General features: G+C 65.2%; 16 protein-coding genes. 12 read left to right on the top strand and 4 right to left on the bottom strand.

Annotated features, from left to right (window positions below):
* Positions 1–335: 335 nt before the first annotated feature.
* The 10 genes from BM222_RS10495 (at position 336) to garD (ending at position 14,502) form a co-directional block, all read left to right on the top strand.
* Positions 336–1,418, top strand: coding sequence for a lysylphosphatidylglycerol synthase transmembrane domain-containing protein (locus BM222_RS10495; RefSeq protein ID WP_092228175.1), 1,083 nt, complete (start codon positions 336–338; stop codon positions 1,416–1,418).
* A 105-nt stretch (positions 1,419–1,523) separates the two neighbouring features.
* Entirely contained in the window at positions 1,524–3,476 is a 1,953-nt protein-coding gene (locus BM222_RS10500; protein WP_092228176.1) for an SGNH/GDSL hydrolase family protein, read from the top strand.
* Positions 3,477–3,604: 128 nt separating this feature from the next.
* A complete protein-coding gene (locus BM222_RS10505; protein ID WP_092228177.1) occupies positions 3,605–5,155 on the top strand; it encodes a DUF1800 domain-containing protein in 1,551 nt (516 codons plus the stop codon).
* A gap of 15 nt (positions 5,156–5,170) precedes the next feature.
* The gene (locus BM222_RS10510) at positions 5,171–6,364 is read left to right on the top strand and encodes a DUF1501 domain-containing protein (RefSeq protein WP_092228178.1); all 1,194 of its coding nucleotides are present in this window, start codon (positions 5,171–5,173) and stop codon (positions 6,362–6,364) included.
* Between the two features lie 168 nt (positions 6,365–6,532).
* Positions 6,533–7,885 (top strand): MFS transporter, encoded by a 1,353-nt coding sequence (locus tag BM222_RS10515; protein WP_092228179.1) that lies wholly within the window; start codon positions 6,533–6,535, stop codon positions 7,883–7,885.
* A 127-nt stretch (positions 7,886–8,012) separates the two neighbouring features.
* Positions 8,013–8,918, top strand: coding sequence for a LysR family transcriptional regulator (locus BM222_RS10520; RefSeq protein ID WP_092228180.1), 906 nt, complete (start codon positions 8,013–8,015; stop codon positions 8,916–8,918).
* A gap of 128 nt (positions 8,919–9,046) precedes the next feature.
* Positions 9,047–9,991, top strand: coding sequence for a 5-dehydro-4-deoxyglucarate dehydratase (gene kdgD, locus BM222_RS10525; RefSeq protein WP_092228181.1), 945 nt, complete (start codon positions 9,047–9,049; stop codon positions 9,989–9,991).
* A 26-nt stretch (positions 9,992–10,017) separates the two neighbouring features.
* On the top strand, positions 10,018–11,376 hold the full coding sequence (gudD, locus tag BM222_RS10530; protein ID WP_092228182.1) for a glucarate dehydratase: 1,359 nt from the start codon (positions 10,018–10,020) through the stop codon (positions 11,374–11,376).
* Between the two features lie 19 nt (positions 11,377–11,395).
* Entirely contained in the window at positions 11,396–12,844 is a 1,449-nt protein-coding gene (locus BM222_RS10535) for an aldehyde dehydrogenase family protein (protein ID WP_092228183.1), read from the top strand.
* A gap of 116 nt (positions 12,845–12,960) precedes the next feature.
* On the top strand, positions 12,961–14,502 hold the full coding sequence (garD, locus tag BM222_RS10540) for a galactarate dehydratase (protein WP_092228184.1): 1,542 nt from the start codon (positions 12,961–12,963) through the stop codon (positions 14,500–14,502).
* Between the two features lie 42 nt (positions 14,503–14,544).
* Here the strand turns inward: garD and BM222_RS10545 are convergent, their stop codons facing one another.
* Together BM222_RS10545 and BM222_RS10550 are read right to left on the bottom strand one after the other, a co-directional pair.
* Positions 14,545–15,147, bottom strand: coding sequence for a DUF2147 domain-containing protein (locus BM222_RS10545; RefSeq protein WP_177243131.1), 603 nt, complete (start codon positions 15,145–15,147; stop codon positions 14,545–14,547).
* Positions 15,148–15,247: 100 nt separating this feature from the next.
* The gene (locus tag BM222_RS10550) at positions 15,248–16,276 is read right to left on the bottom strand and encodes an NAD(P)/FAD-dependent oxidoreductase (protein WP_092228186.1); all 1,029 of its coding nucleotides are present in this window, start codon (positions 16,274–16,276) and stop codon (positions 15,248–15,250) included.
* A 182-nt stretch (positions 16,277–16,458) separates the two neighbouring features.
* On the opposite strand from BM222_RS10550, the gene BM222_RS10555 reads away from it, so the two are divergent.
* Positions 16,459–16,926, top strand: a complete 468-nt coding sequence (locus tag BM222_RS10555; protein WP_092228187.1) for an acyl-CoA thioesterase — start codon at positions 16,459–16,461, stop codon at positions 16,924–16,926.
* Positions 16,927–16,936: 10 nt separating this feature from the next.
* Here the strand turns inward: BM222_RS10555 and BM222_RS10560 are convergent, their stop codons facing one another.
* Positions 16,937–17,257: a 2Fe-2S iron-sulfur cluster-binding protein gene (locus BM222_RS10560; protein WP_092228188.1), complete on the bottom strand. Its 321-nt coding sequence runs from the start codon at positions 17,255–17,257 to the stop codon at positions 16,937–16,939.
* Positions 17,258–17,430: 173 nt separating this feature from the next.
* Positions 17,431–17,805, bottom strand: a complete 375-nt coding sequence (locus tag BM222_RS10565) for an Hpt domain-containing protein (RefSeq protein WP_092228189.1) — start codon at positions 17,803–17,805, stop codon at positions 17,431–17,433.
* 401 nt (positions 17,806–18,206) lie between these two features.
* Between BM222_RS10565 and BM222_RS10570 the strand changes: the two genes are divergently transcribed.
* The gene (locus BM222_RS10570; RefSeq protein ID WP_092228190.1) at positions 18,207–23,987 is read left to right on the top strand and encodes an apolipoprotein A-IV repeat region-like domain-containing protein; all 5,781 of its coding nucleotides are present in this window, start codon (positions 18,207–18,209) and stop codon (positions 23,985–23,987) included.
* Positions 23,988–24,640: the final 653 nt, after the last annotated feature.

Genomic DNA, 24,640 nt, shown 5'->3' on the forward strand with positions numbered 1-24,640 from the left:
ACCTGTCCACGGCGCCGTCGTTCCAAAGGAAAGCCTCAGCCTTTGCGCCGGAACAATGCTTGCAGCGGCCGGATGTGAAACCATCTGAACATGCCGACGCGCAATCGAAGCCTGACCCTCGACTCATATGCTTAACGCGCGACCCATGTGACCCAGATATGACAAAACCAGCCGCTTCCGTGCAGATCCCGTCCTTGTCAAGGGCTGCACAAGTCTCTGTTTTTGCCTTAAATGAGCTACATCATGCCTAGCGATCGACGCCCAGTTCGGGCAGTGATCGGAACCGACCGTCCAATGTCTGGCCCGGTCGGTCTTGCCCCCTGCCGGGAGGATGAATGCACGGACTGCTGCCCGCGCTGAAACGCGGCTTCACGAGATGGATCGGCTGGCGACGGCTGGGCATTGCCGCGAGCGTGATGATCATCGCCTTCGCGGTCACCACGCTCGTGCGGACGCTCCATGGGATCGATCGGAACGCCATCCTCACGGGGCTTGCCGATATCCCTCGTGGCAATATCGGCCTGGCTGCGCTCTGCGTGTTCTTGGCGTTCTGTACGCTGACCTTCTACGATTTTTTTGCACTGCGAACGATAGGCAAGAAACACGTGCCCTATCGCATCGCAGCACTCTCCAGCTTCACCTCCTATTCGATCGGCCACAACATCGGCGCAACCGTATTCACGGGCGGTGCGATCCGTTTCCGGATTTATTCGGACTACGGGCTGAACGCGATCGACGTCGCAAAAATCTGCTTCCTCTCCGGCCTGACCTTCTGGCTCGGTAACATCTTCGTGCTCTCGATCGGCATGTCGATCCATCCGGATGCAGCTTCCTACATGGATCAGCTGCCATCGTCGATCAATCGTCTGATCGCGATCGGCGGCCTCGCCTCGATCGCCGCCTATCTGGTCTGGCTTTGCATGGGCGAGAAGCGCCGCGAGCTCGGCCAGAAGGGCTGGAAGGTGGTGCTGCCGTCGGCGCCGCTGACACTGGTGCAGATCCTGATCGGCGTGATCGACCTCGGATTTTGCGCGTTCGCGATGTACCTGCTGATACCGGCCAATCCGCCGATCGACTTCCTGTCCCTCGCCGTGGTGTTCATCCTGGCGACGCTCCTGGGCTTCGCCAGCCATGCCCCCGGCTCGATCGGCGTGTTCGACGCCGCCATGCTGGTGGCGCTGCCCGAATTCGGGCGCGAGCAGCTGCTGGCGACGCTGCTGGTCTTCCGCCTCCTTTATTTCGTGATCCCGTTTGGTCTCGCCATCTCCATCATGGGCACCCGCGAGCTCTGGATGAACGTGGTCCGGCCCTGGCAGGAGCGGCGGCGGCTGGCGGAAGCCTGCGCGCAGGCCAATCTGCCCAAGGAGGTGACGCCAATGGAGCGCGAGCGGCTGGTGCGTCAGGCCAGCAAGCGTTAGGGCCGGCCGACGCTTACGTTGCGGGAGCTCTGCAGACAAGAGGTTGCAGGCAGCGCAGCAATCTCTCTTATTTCCGCCTCAACTTTGCCGTTGAAGACGCGGGCCATGATCCCTGTTTCACTTCGTACTTTTTTTCTCGCCACCCTGCTGCTGGCCGGGTCTCTCGCCGTTTTGCCGCCCCAACGCGCAGTCGCGCAGGATGCGGGGGCCATGCAGATCAATTGGGAGGTCCGCAACCGCTTCCGCCTGTTCCGCGAGGAACGCGATTTCCTGCTGCATGTCGAGAATGCGCGTAACCGCAGCATCCTCGCCGCCGAGCAGTCTCTCGAGCTGCAGAGCGAGGGCCGCGGCTGGGCCCGGAACATGGTCAACCGCCTCTGCATCGACCTGCAGGGTCGGGTTAACCAGCCCTGTACCCGCGACAACGTCAAAGAGAACTACCTCACCCCGATCGACCACCCCATCACCGTACGCCTGGCCGGCGCCGTCCCGGTCGGGGCCACTTGCGCCTGGTCGTTCGACGACGGCGACGGGCCGCAGACCTCGACCTTCGACTGCGCCGAGCCGGTCAATCTGCGGGTCCGCTACGGCAAGCAGACGGTCGCGACCGTCGACGTTTCCTCCGGCTCCGATCCGACCCAGCGCATCCAGACCGAGATCCAGGTCCGCGACATCTTTATCGCCGGCCTTGGGGACAGCATCGCCTCCGGCGAAGGCAATCCGGACCGGCCGCTGGCGCTATCCGATGAGGGTTTCTGCTTCCGCTCCTATCTCGGCACCGTAGGCGGACAATATTACCGACCGAGCCGCGCCGGCTTCAAGGGCGGCCGCGCCTGCGAGGCACCGGACACGCTCGGCAACTGGCAACGTTTCGGCGCGCTGTGGTTCAACTCGCCCTGCCACCGCTCTCTCTACAGCTATCAGGCGCGCACGGCGCTCGCGCTCGCGGTGCGCTACACCCATATCGCCGTCACCTATCTGCCGCTCGCCTGCACCGGCGCCAGCATCAGCGACGGGCTGCTCGGCTCGCAGCGCGCCCGCGAATGCCCGCCAGGCAAGAGCGGCGTCTGCAACACCAGCGTGAATGCGCAGGTCGCCGAGCTGCGCGAAGCGCTGACCGCGGCGAAGAAGCGGCAGCCGGATCGCAATCTCGATCTGGTGCTGCTCTCGATCGGTGCCAATGACGTCTACTTTTCCGGCCTCGTCGCCGACGTGATCGTCGAGACCGCGACCGAGCGCGCGCTGTTCCGCCGCTCCGGCGTGATGGCGAGCGTGGACGAGTCCCGCGACGCGCTACAACGCGAGCTGCCGCAGAATTTCGTCAAGCTGCGCGAGGCGCTGAAACCGCTGGTCGGCGGCGATCTCTCACACGTGGTCTACGTCTCCTATGCCAATCCGGCCCTTGCCGACGGCGGCGTGCCCTGCCGCGGCGGCCGCGCCGGTTTCGACATCCATCCTGCCTTCAACGCCGATCCACAGCGCCTCGCCCGCGTCTCGACCTTCGTCGACACCGAGTTCCTGCCGCAACTGAAAGGGTTGGCCACCTGCACGCGGGGCGCCCTGTGCCGCGATCCCGAGACCGACCGTATGACCTTCGTCGATGCGCACCAGTCCGCATTCGCCGATCACGGCTTTTGTGCTCACTCCGGCAATGACCCCGAGTTCGACCGCACTTGCTTTGCCGAGAACGGAGAGAGCTTCAACCCTGACCTCGTCAGCGCGGCGAGCCAGCCGATGCTGTGCGGCCGCGGCGCTTCGGAGTACCGCGCCTATCTGCCGCGCGCACGCTGGATTCGCGACGCCAACGACAGCTATTTCGCGGCGATGACCTATCCGCAGGGGTTGCCAGCGGCGAGCCAGCCGACCGACATCCACGACGCGACCTGGGGCGTGCTCTCGGCCGTCTATGGCGGCGCCGTGCATCCGAGTGCCGAAGGCCATGCCGCGATGGCGGATGCCACCCTCCCGGCCGCAAGCTCCGTGCTGGGGCTGGATGCCGTGCCGCCCGGCTTCACGCGCAGCCTCTTGGCTCCGCTCCTGCCGGGCGCGCAGAAGTAGCGAACCGGAAATAGCGCATTGTCGCCGCTCGCCGGAAATTGATGGCACTACCGTGAATTGAGTCCATTCCATTCAGGGCAGGTTCAGCCGCACCGCGCACGATATGCACGCGTCATGGGACGGGACCTATGGTGGATAGCAGAAGCGCATATCGTCGGCTGCGATGGTCGGGCATCGCGGCGCTCGCGGCGTTGGCCACAGGCCTGACACCGAACGTCTCCCGTGCCGACGACCTCAATCCGCACGATCTCGCTCTGCTCGATCGGCTGAGCTTCGGTGTCAGCACCTCGAGTGCCGCACACATGCACGGCATGGGTGCCGAACGCTGGCTGCAGGAGCAATTGCACCCGGCCGGCAACCCTCCCCTGCCCGACGCTGCGAAAGCGCAGATCGAAGCGATGCCCGACGTCCACAGCTTCCCGTTCGACATTGCGGTCGCCTTCGAGCAGCAGTCCAAGAGCGCCAGCCAGGTCATCGACCCCGAGCAGAAGAAAGCCGCGCAGCAGGTATTTCAGCAGGCGATGAACGATCGCGCCAAGCAGGCCGCGGCGCGCACCATCCTGCGCGCGCTCTACGCGCCCGACCAGCTGCGCGAGCGCATGGTCTGGTTCTGGTTCAATCATTTCAACGTCCACCAGTACAAATCGAACCTGCGCGTGCTGGTCGGCGACTACGTCGATCACGCCCTTCGTCCCAACTCGCTGGGCAAGTTTCGCGACCTGCTCGCGGCGACCGTTCGTCATCCCGCGATGCTGCGCTATCTCGACAATGCCGATAACGCGGCGGGCCATCTGAACGAGAACTACGCCCGCGAGATCATGGAGCTGCACACCATGGGCGTTGGCTCCGGCTACACCCAGGCCGACGTGGAAGCGCTGGCGAAGATCCTCACCGGGGCCGGCATCGACACCAAGCCGGAAGATCCGAAGCTCAAGCCGGAATTGCAATCCCAGCTCGTGCGCGAGGGCGCCTTCGAGTTCAACCCGTCCCGTCACGATTACAGCGACAAGACCTTCCTCGGTCACACCATCAAGGGCCGTGGGCTCGCCGAGGTCGACGAGGCCCTTGATATCCTGGTCCACCATCCGGCGACCGCAAACCATGTATCGCGGAAGATCGCGACCTATTTCGTCTCGGACAATCCGCCGGAAGCGCTGGTACAGCGGATGGCCCAGACCTTCAAATCCACTGACGGCGACATTGCCTCGGTACTCGCCACGATGATCCATTCGAGCGAATTCGAGGCCGCGCTGAAGCCCGGCACGCGCTTCAAGGACCCCGTGCAATACGTGCTCTCGGCGGTCCGCCTCGCCTACGACGACCGGGTCATATTGAACACGGCGCCGATCCAGGGCTGGATCAATCGCCTCGGCGAAGGCCTGTTCAACCACGAGACGCCGGACGGCTACCCGCTGACCTCGGCGTCGTGGAACGGCCCCGGTCAGATGATGGTTCGCTTCGAGATCGCACGCCAGATCGGATCCGGATCGTCCGGCCTGTTCAAATCCGACGGGCCGAATCCGGTCGAGCTGCCCGCGTTCCCGCAACTGCAGAACGCGCTCTACTTCAACGGCCTTCGCAAGACTCTCGGCCCCGCAACGCTGGCATCGCTCGACAGGGCGATCTCACCGCAGGACTGGAACACGCTGTTCCTGTCGTCACCGGAATTCATGCACTGAGCACCGGAGATTGCCATGAACCGTCGCGAGCTGATCAAGACCTTTGCCGCCCTCGCTCCGCTCACCGTGGCAGGCCGCGTCTGGGCAGCGCCGGCGACCGATGCCCGCATGCTGGTCGTGTTCTTGCGCGGCGCCTATGACGCGGCGAACGTCGTCGTGCCGGTTTCGAGTGATTTCTACCGTGCCTCGCGACCAACGCTCGCCATCGCCAGGCCCGATGCCGGCAACCCGAACGCGGCGCTGGCGCTCGACGCCGATTGGGGACTGCATCCGGCCTTGCGCGACAGCATCTATCCGCTCTGGGCCAAGCGCGAGATCGCCTTCATTCCCTTCGCCGGCACCAGCGACGATCTGACCCGCAGCCATTTCGAGACCCAGGACACGATCGAACTCGGCCAGTCCGCGGGGCGGACGCGCGACTATCGTTCCGGCTTCATGAGCCGGCTCGCAAGCGAGCTGACGCGGGTCAAGCCGATTGCGTTCACCGACCAGCTTCCGCTCATCTTCCGCGGCAAGTCGCAGGTGCCGAACACTGGCATCGGCAACGTCGGCAAGCCCGGCGTCGACGACCGCCAGGCCGATCTGATCAAGAAGATGTACGCCCAGTCCAACCTGGCGGCCTCGGTGTCGGAGGGGTTTCGCGTACGCGACGACGTCTATCGCTCGGTCTCCGAAGAGATGAACGCGGCCAACCGCGGCGCCGTCTCGCCGCGCGGTTTCGAATTATCGGCACGGCGCATCGGCCGATTGATGCGCGAGCAGTTCAACCTTGGTTTCGTCGACGTTGGCGGCTGGGACACGCATGTCAACCAGGGCGCCGCCAACGGCTATCTCGCCGACCGGCTCGGCGAGCTCGGACGCGCCCTCGTCGGCTTCTCCGAGGAGGTCGGGCCGACGGCGTGGCGCGATACGGTGGTGGTCGTCATCTCCGAATTCGGCCGCACCTTCCGCGAGAATGGCGACCGCGGCACCGATCACGGCCATGGCAGCGTCTATTGGGTGCTCGGCGGCGGCATCAACGGCGGCCGCATTCTCGGCGAGCAGGTCAAGGTCGAGCAGCCGCATCTGTTCCAGAACCGCGACTATCCGGTTCTCACCGACTATCGGGCGCTGTTTGCCGATCTGTTCGGCCACGTCTTCGGTCTCGGCAACGACAGCATCCAGCGCATCTTCAGCGGCGTGCACCCGACGAACCTGGCATTGGTATAGCCAGCGGCGACACGCGGTCGGCGTGCTCGCACGGGCACGGCCACCGGCCTGCCGTTCCATCAATTTAAAAACGGCATCGATCGATACTCGCTTGAACTTGGACACTTTCCCGCGCGCGCCTCTAGGAGTCGCCGTGAGGAAACATTTCAAGGTCCAAGGAGGCGCACGATGAGCGCAGTGGTGTCCGCGACGGACGTGAAGAGGTCTCGCGTCAGGCTGTTCATCGTGACCATGCTGTTCCTGGTCACGACCGTCAATTACGCCGACCGCGCCACGCTCTCGATCGCCGGCTCCGCGCTGTCCAAGGAGCTCCGTCTCGATCCCGTCGCCATGGGCTGGATCTTCTCCGCGTTCGGCTGGTCCTATGTCGTCGCGCAGGTACCAGGCGGCTGGCTGCTCGACCGTTACGGCTCACGCCTCGTCTACGCCTTCAGCATCATCATCTGGTCGCTGTTCACGATGATGCAGGGCTGGATCGGCTTCCTCAGCGCCGGCGCTGCCGTCATCGTGCTGTTTGCGCTTCGGCTTCTCGTCGGCGTCGCGGAAGCGCCGTCCTTCCCTGCCAACGCCCGCATCGTCGCGGCCTGGTTTCCAGGCAACGAGCGCGGCACCGCATCGGCCTTCTTCAATTCGGGGCAATATTTCGCCACCGTGATCTTCGCGCCGCTGATGGGCTGGATCGCCCATGACTACGGCTGGCGTTACGTGTTCTTCGTGATGGGCGGGCTCGGAATCATCATGGGCCTCGTCTGGATCAAGACCGTCTATGGTCCGAAGGAGCATCCTTCGATCAACGAGGCCGAGTTCGATTACATCAGGGAAGGTGGCGCGCTGGTCGATCTCGATGCGCCCAAGAACGATCTGAAGGACGCGCGTGCGGCGAACTCCGGCCCGAAATGGGACCATATCCGCCAATTGCTCTCCAACCGCATGATGATCGGCGTCTATCTCGGCCAGTACTGCATCAACACGCTGACTTACTTCTTCCTGACCTGGTTTCCGGTGTACCTGGTCAAGGAGCGCGGCCTGTCGATCCTGCAGGCCGGCTTCGTCGCGACACTGCCGGCGCTCTGCGGCTTCATCGGCGGCGTGCTCGGCGGCGTCATGTCCGACGCCATCCTGCGCAAGTCCGGTTCGCTGACCATGGCGCGCAAGATCCCGATCGTGGGAGGAATGCTGCTGTCGATGTCGATCATCGCCTGCAACTATGTCGACGGCCAGGCGCTGGTGGTCGGCTTCATGGCGCTCGCCTTCTTCGGCAAGGGCATCGGCGCGCTCGGCTGGGCTGTTGTGTCCGACACCTCGCCCAAGGAGGCCGGCGGCGTCTCCGGCGGCCTGTTCAACTCCTTCGGCAACCTCTCCTCGATCACCACGCCCATCGTGATCGGCTACATCGTGGCCGCGACCGGCTCGTTCAACGGGGCTCTGGTGTTCGTCGGCATCAACGCGCTGGTGGCTGCGGTCGCCTATCTCGTGGTCGTCGGCAAGATCGAGCGGGTGGTGCTCAAACGCTCCTCCTGAGCGCTCCGAGTCGTCGGAGTGGGACAGGCAACTCAACGGCGGCTCTAGAAGGCCGCCGTCTTTGTTTTGGGGATGATCGATGCTAGAAGTGGCGGGGAAGCGCCTTATTCATCTAAAGAATGTATCGATGTTCGACCTCAACCAGCTCCGCTGCTTCGTCACGGTGGCGGAAGAACTGCATTTCGGCCGCGCCGCCGCGCGGCTGAACATGACTCAGCCGCCGCTGTCGCGGCAAATCCAGGTGCTCGAGCACATCATCGACGCGCCGCTGCTGGAGCGCACCAGCCGCTCGGTGCGCCTGACCCCGGCTGGCCGCAGCTTCCTCCCCGAGGCCCGCCGCATCCTGAAGCTTGCGGAAAGCGCCTCGCAGGTGGCCCGCCGCATCGCGCTCGGCAAGACCGGCTCGCTGAAGATCGGCTTTACCGCGGCCGCCGCCTACGGCTTCCTGCCGGAACTCGTCGCGGCCTGCCGTGCCAAGCTGCCGGAGGTCGATTTCTCGCTGAAGGAAATGGTCTCCGGTGACCAGTTCGAGGCGCTGACCTCGGGCCAGATCGACGCCGGCCTGCTGCGGCCGCCGATCGCGCGCCCCGAAATTGCCAGCCGCCGCGTGGTCGCCGAGCCCCTGCTCGCCGCGATCCCGAAGAAGCATCCGCTGGCCAATGCCGACAGCATCACGATCAAGGATTTCGACGGCCAGCCCTTCGTGATGTATTCGCCCTATGAGAGCCGCTATTTCCACGATCTGCTGGTCGCGCTGTTCACCCGCGCCGACATCCTGCCGCGCTACGTCCAGCACCTCAGCCAGATCCACTCGATCCTCGCGATGGTGCGCGCCGGCCTTGGCCTGGCCATCGTGCCGGCCGCCGCCGCCGGCCTGAAAATCTCCGACGTCAGGCTGCGCCCCCTGAAGCTGCGCACCCGTGTTCCGGTCGAGCTTTTCATGGTGTGGCGCCGCGACGACGAGAACCCGCTGCTGTCTGCGCTGGTCAAAATCGCGAGCGAATTGTCCTCCGCGGATGTCATGGAAGATTGATGCTGAATCCGTATCAGTTGATATAGGATTTGGCTTGGACGCGCATCGAACCGTCTCCTAAACACCAGCGCATGGACGCGCGGATTTCACTTGCGTCCCGGACAACACGAGAGCAGGGAGCAGCGCCCGTGAGCAAGATGACCCCGCAGGAAATGGCCCAGAAGATCGGTTCCGGCCTCCTGTCCTTCCCCGTCACGCCGTTCAAGGCAGACTATTCCTTCGACGAAGCGACCTACCGCGCCAACATGGATTGGCTGTGCGGCTATGACGTTGCAGGCCTGTTCGCCGCCGGCGGCACCGGCGAGTTCTTCTCGCTGACCCCGGCCGAAGTGCCCGCAGTCGTCAAGGTTGCCGTCGACGAGACCAAGGGCCGCGTGCCCGTGCTCGCCGGCACCGGCTATGGCACTGCCATCGCCCGCGAGATCGCAATCGGCGCGGAAAAGGCCGGCGCTGACGGCCTGCTGCTGCTGCCGCCTTATCTGACCCATTCCGAGCAGGAAGGCCTTGCCGCCCACGTCGAGGCCGTCTGCGCCTCCGTGAAGATCGGCGTCATCGTCTATAACCGCGACAATGCCATCCTCCAGCCCGACACGCTCGCCCGCCTCGCCGAGCGCTGCCCGAACCTCGTCGGCTACAAGGACGGCATCGGCGACATCGAACTGATGACCCGCGTTTACACCAAGCTCGGCGACCGCCTCACTTATGTCGGCGGACTGCCGACCGCCGAGACCTTCGCGCTGCCCTATCTCGACATGGGCATGACGACGTACTCGTCGGCCGTATTCAACTTCGTGCCTGAGTTCGCCACCAGGTTCTACGCCGCGGTGCGCAAACGCGATCACGCGACCATCCACGCCGGGTTGAAGAATTTCATCCTGCCGCTGATCGAGATCCGCAACCGCAAGAAGGGCTATGCGGTCTCGATCATCAAGGCCGGCATGAAGGTGATCGGCCGTGATTCCGGCCCGGTCCGCTCGCCGCTGACCGATCTCACCGAGCAGGAGATTGCGGAACTGGCCGCGCTGGTGAAGAACCTGCCTGCCGCAGGATCGACACAACAGGCCGCAGAATAAATCAAGGATGCAGGGAGGAGCGTGCGATGACCCAGACTGAGATCTCCGGGGTACCGATCCCCGGCGCGCCGGTCGTCACAACGATGCAGGTGATCCCGGTCGCAGGCCGCGACAGCATGCTCCTCAATTTGAGTGGGGCGCATGCACCGTTCTTCACCCGTAACATCGTCATCCTCACCGACAATGCCGGCCACACCGGCGTCGGCGAGGTGCCAGGCGGGCAAAAGATCTGGCAGACGCTGCAGGACGCCAGGGATCTCGTGATCGGCAAGACCGTCGGCGCGATGAACAACATCCTCGCCGACGTCAGAACGACCTTTGCCGACCGGGACGCCGGCGGCCGCGGCAAGCAGACCTTCGACCTGCGCGTGATGATCCACGCCGTCACCGCGATCGAATCCGCCCTGCTCGATCTGCTCGGCCAGCATCTCAATCTGCCGGTCGCAGCGCTCCTCGGCGAAGGCCAGCAGCGCAAGAGCGTCGAGACGCTCGGCTATCTCTTCTTCGTCGGTGACCGCAGCAAGTCCAAGCTCGACTACGTCAAGGGCGAGACCGGCAAGCCCGACTGGTTCAACCTCCGCCATCAGGAGGCAATGACGCCGGAGGCGGTGGTGCGGCTGGCGGAAGCCACGCAAGACCATTACGGCTTTGCCGATTTCAAGCTCAAGGGCGGCGTGCTCCGCGGCGAGCAGGAGATCGAGGCGGTCACGGCGATCGCCAAGCGCTTCCCCGATGCCCGCGTCACGCTGGACCCGAACGGCGCCTGGTCGCTCGACGAGGCCATCGGCCTTTGCAAGAACATGCACGGCATCCTCGCCTATGCCGAGGACCCCTGCGGCGCCGAGGCCGGCTTCTCCGGTCGCGAGATCATGGCCGAGTTCCGCCGCGCCACCGGCCTGCCGACCGCGACCAACATGATCGCGACCGACTGGCGTCAGCTCAGCCATGCGCTGCGGCTCGGTGCGGTGGACATTCCGCTCGCCGACCCCCATTTCTGGACCATGCAAGGCTCGGTGCGCGTTGCCCAGACCTGCCGTGACAACGGCTTGACTTGGGGCTCGCACTCCAACAACCATTTCGACATCTCGCTCGCGATGTTCACCCATGTCGGCGCCGCCGCCCCCGGCATGGTCACCGCGATCGACACCCACTGGATCTGGCAGGATGGCCAAGCACTGACGAAAGAGCCGCTCCGGATCAAGGGCGGCAAGATCGCGGTCCCGGATCGTCCGGGCCTCGGCATCGAGATCGACCGTGCGGCCATCGAGGCCGCGCATGAACTTTACAAGCAGCATGGACTCGGCGCCCGAGATGACGCCATGGCCATGCAGGATCTGATCCCCGGCTGGACGTTTGACGACAAGCGGCCCTGCCTCGTGCGTTAAAAAAACTCTGGAGGAAGAGATGACTGCGATCCTGAAAAACTTCATCGGCGGTGAATGGGTCGACGGCTCCGGCGTCACCAAGAACATTAACCCCTCCAACACCAATGACCTCGTCGGCGAATATGCCAAGGCCGACAAGGCACAGACCGAGAAGGCGATCGCCGCCGCGAAGGCCGCCTTCCCCGCCTGGGCGCAATCGACGCCGCAAGTGCGCTACGACGCGCTGAACAAGATTTCCACCGAGATCCTCGCCCGCAAGGAAGAACTCGGCCGTCTGCTCGCCCGTGAGGAAGGCAAGACGCTGCCCGAGGGTATCGGCGAGGTCGCCCGCGCCGGCCAGATCTTCGCGTTCTTCGCCGGCGAAGCCCTTCGTCTGATCGGCGAGAAGGGCGCGTCCGTCCGTCCCGGCCTGGACGTCGAGCTCACGCGAGAGCCGGTCGGCGTCATCGGCATGATCACGCCCTGGAATTTTCCGATCGCAATCCCGGCCTGGAAGATTGCGCCCGCGCTCTGCTACGGCAACACGGTGGTGTTCAAGCCGGCCGAGTTGGTGCCCGGCTCGGGACATGCCCTCGCCGAGATCATCACCCGCTCAGGCATTCCGGCTGGCGTGTTCAACCTCGTGGTCGGCTCCGGCTCCGTGGTCGGCCAGACCCTGCTCGACCATCCTGATGTGGCCGCGATCTCCTTCACCGGCTCGGTGCAAACCGGCCGCAAGATCGCGCAGGCCTGCGTGCTCTCCAACCCGATGAAGAAATTCCAGCTGGAGATGGGCGGCAAGAATCCGCTGGTCGTGCTCGACGACGCCGACCTGAAGACTGCCGTCGAAGTCGCGGTCAACGGCGCCTACTTCTCGACCGGTCAGCGCTGCACGGCATCGTCGCGCCTGATCGTCACCGAAGGCATCCATGACCGCTTCGTTGCCGCGGTGGCCGACCGCCTGAACAGCCTGTCGGTGGACGACGCGCTCAAGGCCGGCGTGCATATCGGCCCCGTGGTCGACCAGAGCCAGCTGGACCAGGACCTGCGCTACATCAAGATCGGTCAGGACGAGGGCGCCAAGCTCGCCTTCGGCGGCGAGTTGCTCAAGCGCGACAACCCCGGCCACTACCTGCAGCCGGCGCTGTTCACCGAAGCCAACAACAACATGCGCATCGCGCGTGAAGAGATATTCGGGCCCGTCGCCGCCGTCATCCGCGCCAAGAACTACGAGGAAGCGCTGGCGATCTCCAACGACACCGAGTTCGGGCTCGCCTCCGGCATCTGCACATCGAGCCTGAAATACGCCTCGCACTACAAGCGTAACAGCGAGTCCGGCATGGTGATGGTCAATCTGCCGACCGCGGGCGTCGACTATCACGTGCCGTTCGGCGGCCGGAAGGGCTCGAGCTACGGCGCCCGCGAGCAGGGCTCCTACGCACGCGAGTTCTACACGACGGTGAAGACCGCTTACACCTATCCGGGTTGATAGGACGATATCGTAGGGCGGGTTAGCGCAGCGTAACCCACCCCGTCGGGCTCTGCGGACACGGACAGTGGTGGGTTACGCTGCCGCTAACCCACCCTACAGATCAGGAATCGCAGATGGACCAGGACGTCGCGGCGAAAGAGCAGCCCCGCTACATCAAGCTCAACGAGCGCGACAATGTCGCGATCGTCGTCAATGATTTCGGGCTCCCTGCCGGCTCCCGCTTTGCGTGCGGACTGACGCTGCGTGCCTTTGTGCCGCAAGGGCACAAGACCGCCCTGGTCGACATCGCGCAGGACGCGCCGATCATCCGCTACGGTGAGGTGATCGGCTACGCGCTCTCGCCGATCCTGGCCGGCGAGTGGGTGGATGAGGCGCGCATCCGCATGCCGGATGCCCCTGCCCTCGACAAGCTCGAAATCTCCACGGCCGTTCCCGCACCGCTGCCGCCGCTCGAAGGCTTCACCTTCGAAGGCTTTCGCAATCCGGACGGGTCCGTCGGCACCAAGAACATCCTCGGCATCTCCTCCTCCGTGCAATGCGTCAAGGGCACGATGGAATATGCGGTGAAGCGCATCCGCGCCGAGCTGCTGCCGAAGTATCCGAACGTCGACGACGTCGTGCCATTGACGCATGCTTATGGCTGCGGCGTCGCCATCACCGCGCCCGATGCCGTCGTGCCGATCCGCACGCTGCAAAACCTCGCGCTCAACCCGAATTTCGGCGGCGAGATTCTGGTCATCAGCTTGGGATGTGAAAAACTCGCGCCCGAACGGCTGGTGCCGGAAGGCGTCAGCGATGCCATCGTCCGCATGCAGGACGAAGCCTTCGACGGATTTGGCGCGATCGTCGATGCGATCATGACGCAAGCCGAAGCCCGCCTGAAGATCCTCGACAAACGCACCCGCGAGACCTGCCCCGCGTCCGATCTCGTGGTCGGCCTGCAATGCGGCGGCAGCGACGCTTTCTCGGGCGTCACTGCGAACCCCGCGCTCGGCTTTGCCGCCGACCTCTTGGTGTGCGCCGGCGCCACCGTGATGTTCTCGGAAGTGACGGAGGTGCGCGACGCCATCCAGCTCCTCACCCGCCGCGCCGTCAACGAAGACGTCGGCCGGGCGCTGGTGCGCGAGATGGCCTGGTACGATTCATATCTCGCCCGTGGCGGCGCCGATCGCAGCGCCAACACCACCCCCGGCAACAAGAAGGGCGGCCTCGCCAACATCGTCGAAAAATCATTGGGCTCGATCGTCAAATCAGGCTCATCAGCGATCACCGGCGTGCTCTCGCCCGGCCAGAAGGCGACGCAGAAGGGCATGCTGTTCGCGGCAACGCCGGCCTCCGACTTCATCTGCGGCACGCTTCAGCTCGCCTCCGGCATGACCCTGCAGGTGTTCACCACCGGCCGCGGCACGCCCTATGGCCTGGCGGCCGCGCCCGTGATCAAGGTCGCGACCCGCACTGAGCTCGCCCGCCGCTGGAAGGATCTGATCGATTTCGACGCAGGCGGCATCGCCACCGGCGCAAAGACCATCGAGGAGACCGGCTGGGACCTGTTCCGCCTGATCCTCGAGGTTGCCTCCGGCCGCACCAAGCCGTGGTCGGATCGCTGGGGCATCCACAATGACCTCACGCTGTTCAATCCGGCGCCGGTGACCTGAGCGCGCGACACCGCGTGAACATGCCTCGAAGGCTCCGGGAGCCTACTTCTTCGCCGCTGGCGCCATCATCATCGCGCCGCCCTTCTTGGCCGCGGGCGCGGCCTTCGGCGCGGGCGCGGCGGCCTGCGCGGGGAGATATTTGGCGATGATCGCGGGATCGACCTCGGCCAGGCTGGAATCCGGCAGGCGCTGCCAGGTCTCATCCTTGCCGAACAGAGAGATGCCGAGGAAGCCGCGCATGGTCAGGACCTGACCGTCCGGACTCACCGTCATCTTGGCCTTCCAGATGTTGCCGTCGCGTGGATTGACGACGTTGCCGCCTTCATATTTCAACCCGTCGCGCTTCATGTCGCGGATGAAAGAGAGCCCGAGCACCGGCTGATTCTTGCGATCGTCCGTGCACTTCGCGCAAACCTCGTTCGGATTGTCGCCGGGGCGCGGAAACGTCTTGGCAATCACGCCTTCGAAGATGCCGTTATGGTCGATGAAGAGGAACCAGCCCACAGGCCTGCCGTCTTCGACCTTCTGCCACAAGCCCGCAGCCGTCGGCTGTTGTGCGGCAACCTTCCCTGTTGCGCCGAGCGACAGCACGAGACCCAGCGCGAGCAGCGAGAGCAGCCGAAAGCTGGAAACGAGATTCCGCATTATGATCACCTTGCTAACCCGCCACTGCAATGGCCGCAGACTACGGCGATTTCGCGAACGGTTCCAGCACCAGGGATGCTCAGCCCCGTTCGCGCCGTGGTCAGTTGACCCCGAGTTTCTTTTGCAGGCTCGAGGATGAGGTCGTGTATTGGAACACGAGCCGCTTCTCCGGATAGACGTAGCGGTGGGCTTTTTGCGACATCAGCGCGCCCTCGTGGAAGCCGCACAGGATCAGCTTGATCTTACCCGGATAGGTGTTGATGTCGCCGATGGCGAAGATGCCCGGCACGTTGGTTTCGAATGCCGACGTCTCGACCGGCACCAGATTGTTCTCGAGCGCAATGCCCCAATTCGCGACCGGCCCGAGCTTCATGGTCAGGCCGAAGAACGGCAGCATGGTGTCGCAGGCAATATCGCTGACGGCGTTGTCGTTGCCCTTCACGGTGGCGCCGGTCAGCTTGCCGTCGGTGCCGGAGAGCGCGGTGACCTGGCCGAGCCGCAGATCCATCTTGCCCTCGGCGACCAGCGCGCGCATCTGCTCGACGCTGTGAGGGGCAGCGCGAAAATCGTCGCGACGGTGCAAGAGCGTGATGCGCTTGGCCAGGGGATGCAGATTGAGCGTCCAGTCGAGCGCGGAATCGCCGCCGCCGACGATCAGCACGTTCTTGTCGCGGAACGTTTCCATCTTGCGCACGGCGTAGTGCACCGAGGTGCCTTCATAGGCTTCGATACCCGGCACCGGCGGACGCTTGGGCTGGAACGAGCCGCCGCCGGCCGCGATCACCACGACCTTGCATTCGAACACCTTGCCTGCGTCGGTGGTGCAGCGAAACAGGGGATCGCCGATCTTTTCGACGGTCTCGACCATCTCGCCGAGATGGAAGGTCGGATGGAACGGCTTGATCTGCTCCATCAGCGCGTCGGTGAGGCCTTGCCCCGACACCTGCGGAATGCCGGGAATGTCGTAGATCGGCTTTTCCGGATAGAGCTCGGCGCACTGGCCGCCGACCTTGTCGAGGATGTCGATGAAGTGCACCTTCATGTCGAGAAGGCCAAGCTCGAAGGCGGCGAACAGACCGCAAGGGCCGGCGCCAATAATCAGCACGTCGGTTTTGATCACGTCGCTCATGTCGTCTCTTTATCGGTCATTATCGGTTGGACGGCGCCCGGCGGGCCGAGGTGACCCTGCCTGTCTAGCCAACGGGAATGGATCAGGGAAGGCATAAAAGCGGGAGCGCCCCGCAAGCACACCCACTTGCCGGGTCAAAATAACTGGGCTGTAACGAGGCTGGATTTGACGGAGATCATCAGGTGAACGCACCAAGCCGCCTCGATACGACGCCGCGCCTCGAGGACTTCCCGTTTCGCCTCGGCGACAACGTCCGCTTCGGCGATCTCGACCCGAACCAGCACGTCAACAACGCGGTCTATGCCACCTATTTCGAGACCGGCCGCGTCACGCTGATGAAGAGCCCGGAGTACGGGCTGACCCCGCCGGGCCTCGCCTGGATCATGGTACGGCTCGACATGCATTTCCGCGCCGAGCTGCACTGGCCGAACACGATCGAGCTCGGGCTCGGCGTGGTGAAGCTCGGGCGCACGTCGGTGACCTTCGAGCAGGTCGTGTTTTCGGAAGGGAAGTGCATCGCCTCGGCGACCTCGGTCGGCGTCTTGCTCGACGAGGCGACGCGCCGGCCAGCACCGCTGACTGCGGAGGTGGTCGAGAAATTCAAGCCCTGGCACAAGCGCGGCATCGAGGTCGCGCCGCCGCGCACTTGAGCAGCAGGGATCAGGCCTGACGTTCGGGCGTGCCCACCACGAGCCCGTCGAGCTCGTCGGAGACCTTGATCTGGCAGGACAGGCGCGAGTTGGGGCGCACGTCGAAGCCGAAGTCGAGCATGTCCTCTTCCATCGGTGTCGGGCTGCCGACCTTCTCGCGCCAGGCTTCGTCGACATAGACATGGCAGGTCGCGCAGGCGCAGGCGCCGCCGCACTCGGCCTCGATACCGGGAATGCTGTTACGGATGGCGGCTTCCATCACGGTCGCGCCGTTCTCGATTTCCACCGTGCGGGTTTCGCCCTTGTGGTCGACAAAGTGAATTTTGGCCATTGTGCTCGTGCTGCCGCGATCTGGGGAAAAGGAGGTTCGGGTTGTCCTATAACGGGTCGATCCGGACCGCGCCATAGCGTTTTCAAGCGAAGTGGATACCGGTTCGCGGGCGGAAAATGCGTCAAAACAAAAGCCAGGTGCGCAGGCCAGACCGGCTCCGGCGCGATCGGCGCTTAGTGCTTGAGCATCGCGGCAATGGCCGCGCGAACCTCGGCGACCGCCTCTTTCAGCGCGGCGAGGGCGTGGGGCTGATTCTGGCCGATCCGGATCGCGGTCTCCAGGCTGGCGGCCGCATCGGCGACCGCAAAGGCGCCAATCCCGCGTGCCGAGCCCTTGAGCTTGTGGGCAAGCACCCCGGTCTCGGCCGGCAACGCCGTCATCGCGGTGATCAAACGCACCGCCTGCTCCGCGAACATTGCAAGCACTTCCTGCTCGAGCTCGGAATCGCCCAGCGTCATGCGCGAGAGGTGGTCGAGATCGAGCGGGCTGTCGATGGGCGCAAGCGGCGGCGAAGGCATCCAGTCCATCCGTTGCAGTTCAGGCGTCATGGCGCAGGCCCCGGCATCGCGCGATCGTCCGCCGGTCCGGCGGTTCCGACCACCGAAGCATGGAAATGGTTAACGAAGTGTTTGAGCCGATTTACGCAGAACCGCCTCTTTAATGACGAAAAGTTGCCGCAATTCGCCGAGTCCGGTGGAGAATTTCATTTAGGGCTAAGGCGTTACGGCCCTTTCCTGTTAACGATGATGAAGGATGATTAAGAATGTCTTAATCGCGGGCATTTCATTCGCGACACTCTGCCAATAGGATGTTGCGGAAATTGGCGGACAAGCCGTCCGGGTGGGGCGGCTCGGGGATCCGCGCAAGCGGCATGATCCGGTCTGTGGGCTTGCGTAGCGCGCAGGGCTCGCGGGGGAACGCGTAAAAGTAACGAGGGCTCGGACTGAACATGGCCAATACTCCCAAGAAGGTCAAAGACCCTACAGAAGTTGCGCTTTCTGCGATCCAGGAAGCCCTCAACATCAGCGACACGGCTGCCGATACCAGCCGCAACGCCTCGATGCGCAACGAAGCAGCGCCGCCGGTTCCACCGCCCGCGCCTGCCGTGTTCGACGGCGAGCCGGCGTTCGAGCCGCGGCCGGCCGCCAACGAGCGCGCCGTGTTCGATCCGATCGAGGAACCGCGCACCGCGCGCCGCGCCGCCAATGACGACCGCGCGACCATCGGCCAGCTGCTCCAGTCGCTGCAAACGGGCCGCCCTGCCCGCAACATCTACACCGGTGCGACCATCTTCACCGTGATCTGGCTCGCCGCCTGTGCCGCGCTGACGGTCGGCTTCCTGCCCTCGATCCGGGCCGCCATGGGCGAGAGCGGCGGCGTGATGGCGATCGCCGGCCTCGTCACCATGTTCTTCGCGCCGATCATGCTGTTCTACTTCCTCGCCAGCCTGGTCTGGCGCGGCCAGCAGATGAGCCAGGTCGCGCAGGCGATGGCGCAGGTTGCGATCCGTTTCTCCGAGCCGGAAGGTTCGGCGTCGGATTCCATGGTCACCGTCGGCCAGGCCATCCGCCGCGAGGTCGCGGCGATGGGCGACGGCATCGAGCGCGCCATCGCGCGCGCAGGCGAACTCGAAACGCTCGTGGCAAACGAGGTCGCCGCACTCGAACGCGCCTATTCCGACAACGAGGTCCGCATCCGCGCCCTGCTCCAGGACATCGCGCATCAGCGCGACAACCTGGTCGGCCAGGCCGAGCAGGTCCGCAGCGCCATTTCCGGCGTGCAGATCGACCTCCGTCACGACATCGCGCTGATCTCGGACGCGATCGCCTCTCGGGTCGACGAGGTCGCGAAATCCATCACCGGCGCGCTGGAAGAGCGCGGCGCCCACATCACGGGTGCCCTGAGCCACGCCGGCGACAACATGATCCTCGCGCTGGGCGAGCGCGGCGGCGACCTGCTCGACCGGCTCGAGGAAGCCAGTGCCGAGACCACGCGCGCGGTGCTCGACGCCAGCGAGCGGCTGACCACCAGCCTCAACTTCAAGACCGGCCACGTCCACGACGAGTTCGTCGACCTCGCCGACCGCGTCCACGAGATGCTGAACGAGCGTATCGACCGCATCACCGGCGAGTTCGAGCAGCGTTCCGCCGCGATCGTCGACGGCATCTCCGAGCGCACCGAGCTGGTGCACGACAGCCTGAAGAACTCGTCGGACTCGCTGCTGCTCGAGCTCGAGCTGCGCTCCAACGACATCTCCGCCAAGATCGAGGACGCCGGCAACCGCCTCGCCGGCCAGATCATGACCTCGGGCGACAAGGCGAGCGAGGCGCTCGACGCCACCGTCAACACGCTGGTCGCCAAGGTCGTCAGCCAGACCGAGACCGCGCACGATTCGCTGTCGCTGCAGATGAGCGCGTTCGACGAGTTGGTGAAGAACCAGGGGTCCGAGCTGGTCGAGAAGTTCGCCCGCGATTCCGGCACCCTGGGGGCCCTGATCACGCGCCACATCTCCGAATTCGACCGCACCGTGAAGACCTTCGGCGGCGAGATCGTCGAGCGCATGGGCCAGCGCACCCACGACATCCACGAGTCGCTGAAGACCTATGTCGATAGTTTCGACACGCGCTTCACCTCGAACGGCGGCGCCATCACGGCCGTGCTCGACCAGCGGCTGGTGCAGTTCGAGACCACGATCGGCGAACGCGTCGCCAATCTCGACGCCTCGCTGAACGACAAGATCGCCAGCCTCGACGGCACCATCGAAGGCCACATCAAGACGTTCGACGAGCAGTTCGGCGGCCGCGTCGGCGCGCTCGAGCAATCGTTCGACGCGCGTGCGAAGTCGGTCACCGAAACCATCGACGAACGCCTCAACACGCTCTCGACGTCGCTGACCGACGGTGCGGCCCAGGCGATCCATTCGGTTGATACGCGCTTGACGCATCTCACGACGACGCTCACCGGCGGCGCGACGCAGGTGCTCGAGTCCATCGACTCCCGCCTGACCAGCCTCACGAAGACACTCACCGGCGGTGCGGCGCAGGCGCTCGAATCCATCGATGGCCGCCTCACCCACCTCACGACGACGCTGACCGACGGCGCCTCGCAGACGATTCAGGCGATCGATACGCGCCTGACGCATCTCACGACGACGTTCAACAGCGGTGCATCGCAGGCGCTGGAGTCCGTGGACAGCCGCCTCACCTATCTGACGAGCGCCTTGACCAGCGGCGCCTCGCAGGCCGTGCAGTCGATCGACACCCGCCTCACCCTGCTGACCTCGACGCTCACGGACGGCACGGCGCAGGCGATCGAGGCCGTCGACCGCCGCATCACCAGCGTCGCCGACCTCATCGACGGCCGCAGCATGCACCTGACCGACACGGTCACGGCGCGCTTCCAGGACATCCAGCAGGCGATCGAGACCAAGGTCGGTTCGGTCGCGAGTGACATCGACGTCCGCGTGGCGCAGTTCGAAGACCTGCTCGGCTCGCGTGTCGAGGCCGTCGCCGGCCGCATCGAAAGCAGCGGCCGCCAGGCCAGCGAGGACATGATTTCCCGCGCCGAGATGATCTCGACCGCGATCCGCTCGCATGTGGAAGACGCCGAGCGCTCGCTCACCAATCTCGTGGTCAACACCAGCGAGACGATCCAGACCGGTGCGCGCACTGCGCAGCAGTCGCTCATGACCGTCTCCTCCGACGTCAACGCCCAGCTCAAGATGACCTCCGCTGAGGTCGAGCGCGCGCTGACCGCCGTCGGCACGGGTGCCGCGAACTCGATCCTGACCAGCGCCCGCGAAGCGCAGTCGTCGCTCGTCGCCGCCTCGGGCGATGCCGCCAACCAGATCAAGGGGCTCGCGGCCGACGTGGAGCGCACGCTGTCCGCGGCCGGCTCGGCCACGGCGGCCTCGATCCTGGCCGGCGCCCGCGAGGTGCAGACCACGCTCGTCACCGCCTCCTCGGATGCGGCCAACCACGTCAAGACGCTCACCGCCGACGTGCAGCGCTCGCTGTCGATGGCCGGCACCTCCACGGCGGAAGCGATCACGGCCGGCGCCCGCGATGCGCAGGGCATGCTGATCACGGCCTCGACCGAGACCGCCAACCAGATCAAGGCGCTGTCGTCCGACGTGCAGCGCTCGCTCTCGATGGCCGGCACCTCTACCGCCGAGACCATCATGACCGGCGCGCGCGAGGCCCAGAGCACGCTGGTCAACGCCTCCTCGGATGCGGCGAGCCAGGTCAAGTCGCTCGCGGCCGAAGTACACCGCTCGCTCTCGCAGGTCGGCCAGACCACGGCCGAGACGATCACGGCCAGTGCCCGCGACGCCCAGAGCACCCTGCTCGCGGTTTCGGCGGAACAGACCGGCCAGGTCCGCTCGCTCGCAGCCGAAATGCAGCGCGCGCTGGCGACCGCCGGCGGAGCCACCATCGAGGCGCTCACCAGCGGCGTGCGCGAGGCCCAGGGCACGCTCATCACCGCCTCGACCGACGCGGCGAGCCAGATCAAGTCGCTGACGACGGATATCGAGCGTACCCTGACCTCGGTCGGCGCCGACACCGCCTCCACCATCCTCAACAGCGCACGCGAGGCCCAGACCTCGCTGACCTCGACCTCGGCGGACGCCGCAAGCCAGATCCGCATGATCTCGACCGAGATCGAGCGCACGCTGAGCACGGCCACGTCGAATGCGACCAACGACATCCAGACCAGCGCGCTCAACGCCCAGAACGCCCTGATCTCCGCCTCCAACGAGGCGAGCTCGCGGGTCAAGTCGAGCTCGGCCGACGTCGAGCGCTCGGTGCTCGCCGCCAGCTCCAGCTTCGGCCAGGCCATGACCGGCAAGACCGACGAGATCGTCACCTATGTGCAGCAGCAGGCCGACCGCCTCTCCAACATGATCGACGCCAAGCGCGGCTCGCTCGTAGACGCGATCGGTTCGAAGACCAGCCAGCTCACGCTCGACATCGACCGCGTCACCTCCGACGCGCTGAAGTCGATCGAGACGCGCGGCCAGGCCTTCTCGCAGACCATGATGGGCAACGGCAACGAAGTCGCCCGCACCATCAACGCGGCGAGCGAGATCGCAACCGGCGCGGTCAGCAAGTCGCTCAAGGACCTCGAGTCGGCCTCGCGCGCGGCAATCGACCAGTCGCGTCAGGTCTCGATCGCGGCCGTCACCGAGATGCAGGAGACCAGCAAGATCCTGCGCACCGACACCGTCGCCCTGTTCGAGCGCCTGCGCGAAGGCAACATCCTGCTGCAGGAGGTGCTGACCGGTGCGCACGACAACCTGAACTCGCTCGAGCGGGCGCTGGTGACGCGCGTCGCCGACTTCGTCTCGGCGATGAACGACGTCACCTCGCGCAACGGTGCTGCGACGCAGAACCTGGAAGACCAGCTCAACGTGTTCAACAGCAAGACCACCCGGGCGCTGCAGGATCTCGGCGAGCTGTCGACCCAGTTCGACGCACACGGCAAGGCGCTGGTCGATGCCGCTCAGGTCGTCGAGCAGAGCAACAAGAACACCACCGCCTCGCTCGCCGAACGCAAGGCGGCGCTGGAATCGCTCGTCACCACCATCGACCTGCGGACCGCCGATCTCGACCAGCGCCTGTCGCGCTTCACCGGGCTGCTCGATGAATCGCTCGCTGCAGCCGAAGAGCGTGCGCGCGACATCGCCCGCGTGGTCGCCGAGACCGCCGGCGCCGGTTCGGCCGCGATCACCCGCCAGTTCGAGGCGGTGCGGGCGGCCTCCGAAGAGGAGCACCGGCAGACCCTCGAGGCCATGCACGACATCTACCGCCAAACCACCGACGAGGCGGATGCGATGTTCAAGCAGTCGACCGAGAAGTTCGGCAACCTCGTCTCCAGCATGAAGCAGATGGCCTTGGAGATGCACAACGAGCTCGAGGCCACCCGCAACGAACTGCGCCGCGGCGTGCTCGAGATGCCGCAGGAGGCCGCCGAGAGCACCGCGCAGATGCGCAAGGTGATCGTCGACCAGATCGAGGCGCTCGCCGAGCTCAACCGCATCGTGGCCCAGCACGGCCGCGGCCTCGACGTCACCACGACGGGCCGTGCGTCCGTCGCCGTCCAGCGCCAGGAAGACCCGGTGATGGCGACTGCAGCTCGCGGCACCGAGACGCGCATGCGCGACACCGGCAGTGCCTCGACGCTGCCGCCGCCGGACCTCGGCATGCCCGCCGCCTCCCGCCGCGCCGAGGCTCCACCGGTCGCCCCCGGCGGCAACGACCAGGGCCATGACGGCTGGCTGTCGGACCTGTTGAACCGCACCGACGCCAACCCGCCTGCTCCGGCCGGCCGGGAGGCTCCGCGCGCCCGCCAGGCTGGCCCCGCTCCGCAGCCGCAGGCCCCGCAGAGCAGCGGCAATCCGCTGGAATCGCTGTCGCTCGACATCGGCCGGCTGATGGACCGCAATCTCGCCGCCGAGATGTGGGACCGCTACCAGCGCGGCGAGAACAAGGCCTTCACCAAGCGCCTGTACACGCCCGCCGGCCAGAAGGCCTTCGACGAGGTCGCCCGCAAGTATCGCGCCGACCGCAATTTCAAGGGCACGGTCGATCGCTACATCAGCGAGTTCGAACGCCTGCTCGACGAAGTCGCCCGCGATGGTCGTGGCCCGCAGGAGCTGCGCAGCCACCTGACCTCGGAGACGGGTCTGGTCTACACGCTGCTCGCGCATGCGGCGGGACGGTTGGGGTAAGCGGCGAAGCTCGCGCGAATAATCAAATGCGAACGGAGGCCTCACGGCCTCCGTTTTTGTTTCACGCATCATTCGCAAGGTTCCGCCCCGGGCACTGCGCAGCGCCTCTTCGGCAGGTGCGCTGCCGAGCCGAGACCCATGTCGTGGCATAGTACAGTGTTGCGTCCTGGTCCTGGCTCTGCGCAGCAGCGTTACACGCTGCAGCGCGTCCGGGACACGAGACCTGGGCGCGCTCTCCGCGTCGTCATTGCGAGCCAACGGGTCCGCGCGAAGCGCGGCCCGATGACAGGCTCCGCGAAGCAATCCAGGCCACCTCCAAGGCAACAGTCTGGATTGCTCACATGGGGAGTTTGCGTGTCAAGGTGTTTGATCAGCTCTTTGTTCGATTGCAGGCCAGCTCTTCGTCCCGACCGTGGAAGTGTGAAGATGGCGCGCGCAGGTCAAGTCAAGGTCGGCCCGGAGGGCCGCCGCGCAGCGGCTTGACCTTGACTTGACCGAGCACGCCATCAGGCTGGTGTGGTCGGGCGTAGCGGCGGAAGCTCCTTTCGGTTTGCGATCCAAGGGTCGAGCCGGTTTTGGCAATCTGGTTTGCATGCCAGATCAAACTCACATTCGGTCGTCGCGAGGGTCACGACTGCACCAACATTCCGCTT

This window comes from Bradyrhizobium sp. Gha (assembly GCF_900113735.1).
Lineage (GTDB): Bacteria > Pseudomonadota > Alphaproteobacteria > Rhizobiales > Xanthobacteraceae > Bradyrhizobium.

Coding starts and splice junctions, on each gene's coding strand:
- gudD (WP_092228182.1), top strand. CDS start 10,018: ATGACCCAGACTGAGATCTCCGGGGTACCGATCCCCGGCGCGCCGGTC.
- BM222_RS10520 (WP_092228180.1), top strand. CDS start 8,013: ATGTTCGACCTCAACCAGCTCCGCTGCTTCGTCACGGTGGCGGAAGAA.
- BM222_RS10495 (WP_092228175.1), top strand. CDS start 336: ATGCACGGACTGCTGCCCGCGCTGAAACGCGGCTTCACGAGATGGATC.
- BM222_RS10545 (WP_177243131.1), bottom strand. CDS start 15,147: ATGCGGAATCTCGTTTCCAGCTTTCGGCTGCTCTCGCTGCTCGCGCTG.
- BM222_RS10515 (WP_092228179.1), top strand. CDS start 6,533: ATGAGCGCAGTGGTGTCCGCGACGGACGTGAAGAGGTCTCGCGTCAGG.
- BM222_RS10550 (WP_092228186.1), bottom strand. CDS start 16,276: ATGAGCGACGTGATCAAAACCGACGTGCTGATTATTGGCGCCGGCCCT.
- BM222_RS10510 (WP_092228178.1), top strand. CDS start 5,171: ATGAACCGTCGCGAGCTGATCAAGACCTTTGCCGCCCTCGCTCCGCTC.
- BM222_RS10505 (WP_092228177.1), top strand. CDS start 3,605: ATGGTGGATAGCAGAAGCGCATATCGTCGGCTGCGATGGTCGGGCATC.
- BM222_RS10570 (WP_092228190.1), top strand. CDS start 18,207: ATGGCCAATACTCCCAAGAAGGTCAAAGACCCTACAGAAGTTGCGCTT.
- BM222_RS10560 (WP_092228188.1), bottom strand. CDS start 17,257: ATGGCCAAAATTCACTTTGTCGACCACAAGGGCGAAACCCGCACGGTG.
- BM222_RS10500 (WP_092228176.1), top strand. CDS start 1,524: ATGATCCCTGTTTCACTTCGTACTTTTTTTCTCGCCACCCTGCTGCTG.
- BM222_RS10535 (WP_092228183.1), top strand. CDS start 11,396: ATGACTGCGATCCTGAAAAACTTCATCGGCGGTGAATGGGTCGACGGC.
- BM222_RS10565 (WP_092228189.1), bottom strand. CDS start 17,805: ATGACGCCTGAACTGCAACGGATGGACTGGATGCCTTCGCCGCCGCTT.
- garD (WP_092228184.1), top strand. CDS start 12,961: ATGGACCAGGACGTCGCGGCGAAAGAGCAGCCCCGCTACATCAAGCTC.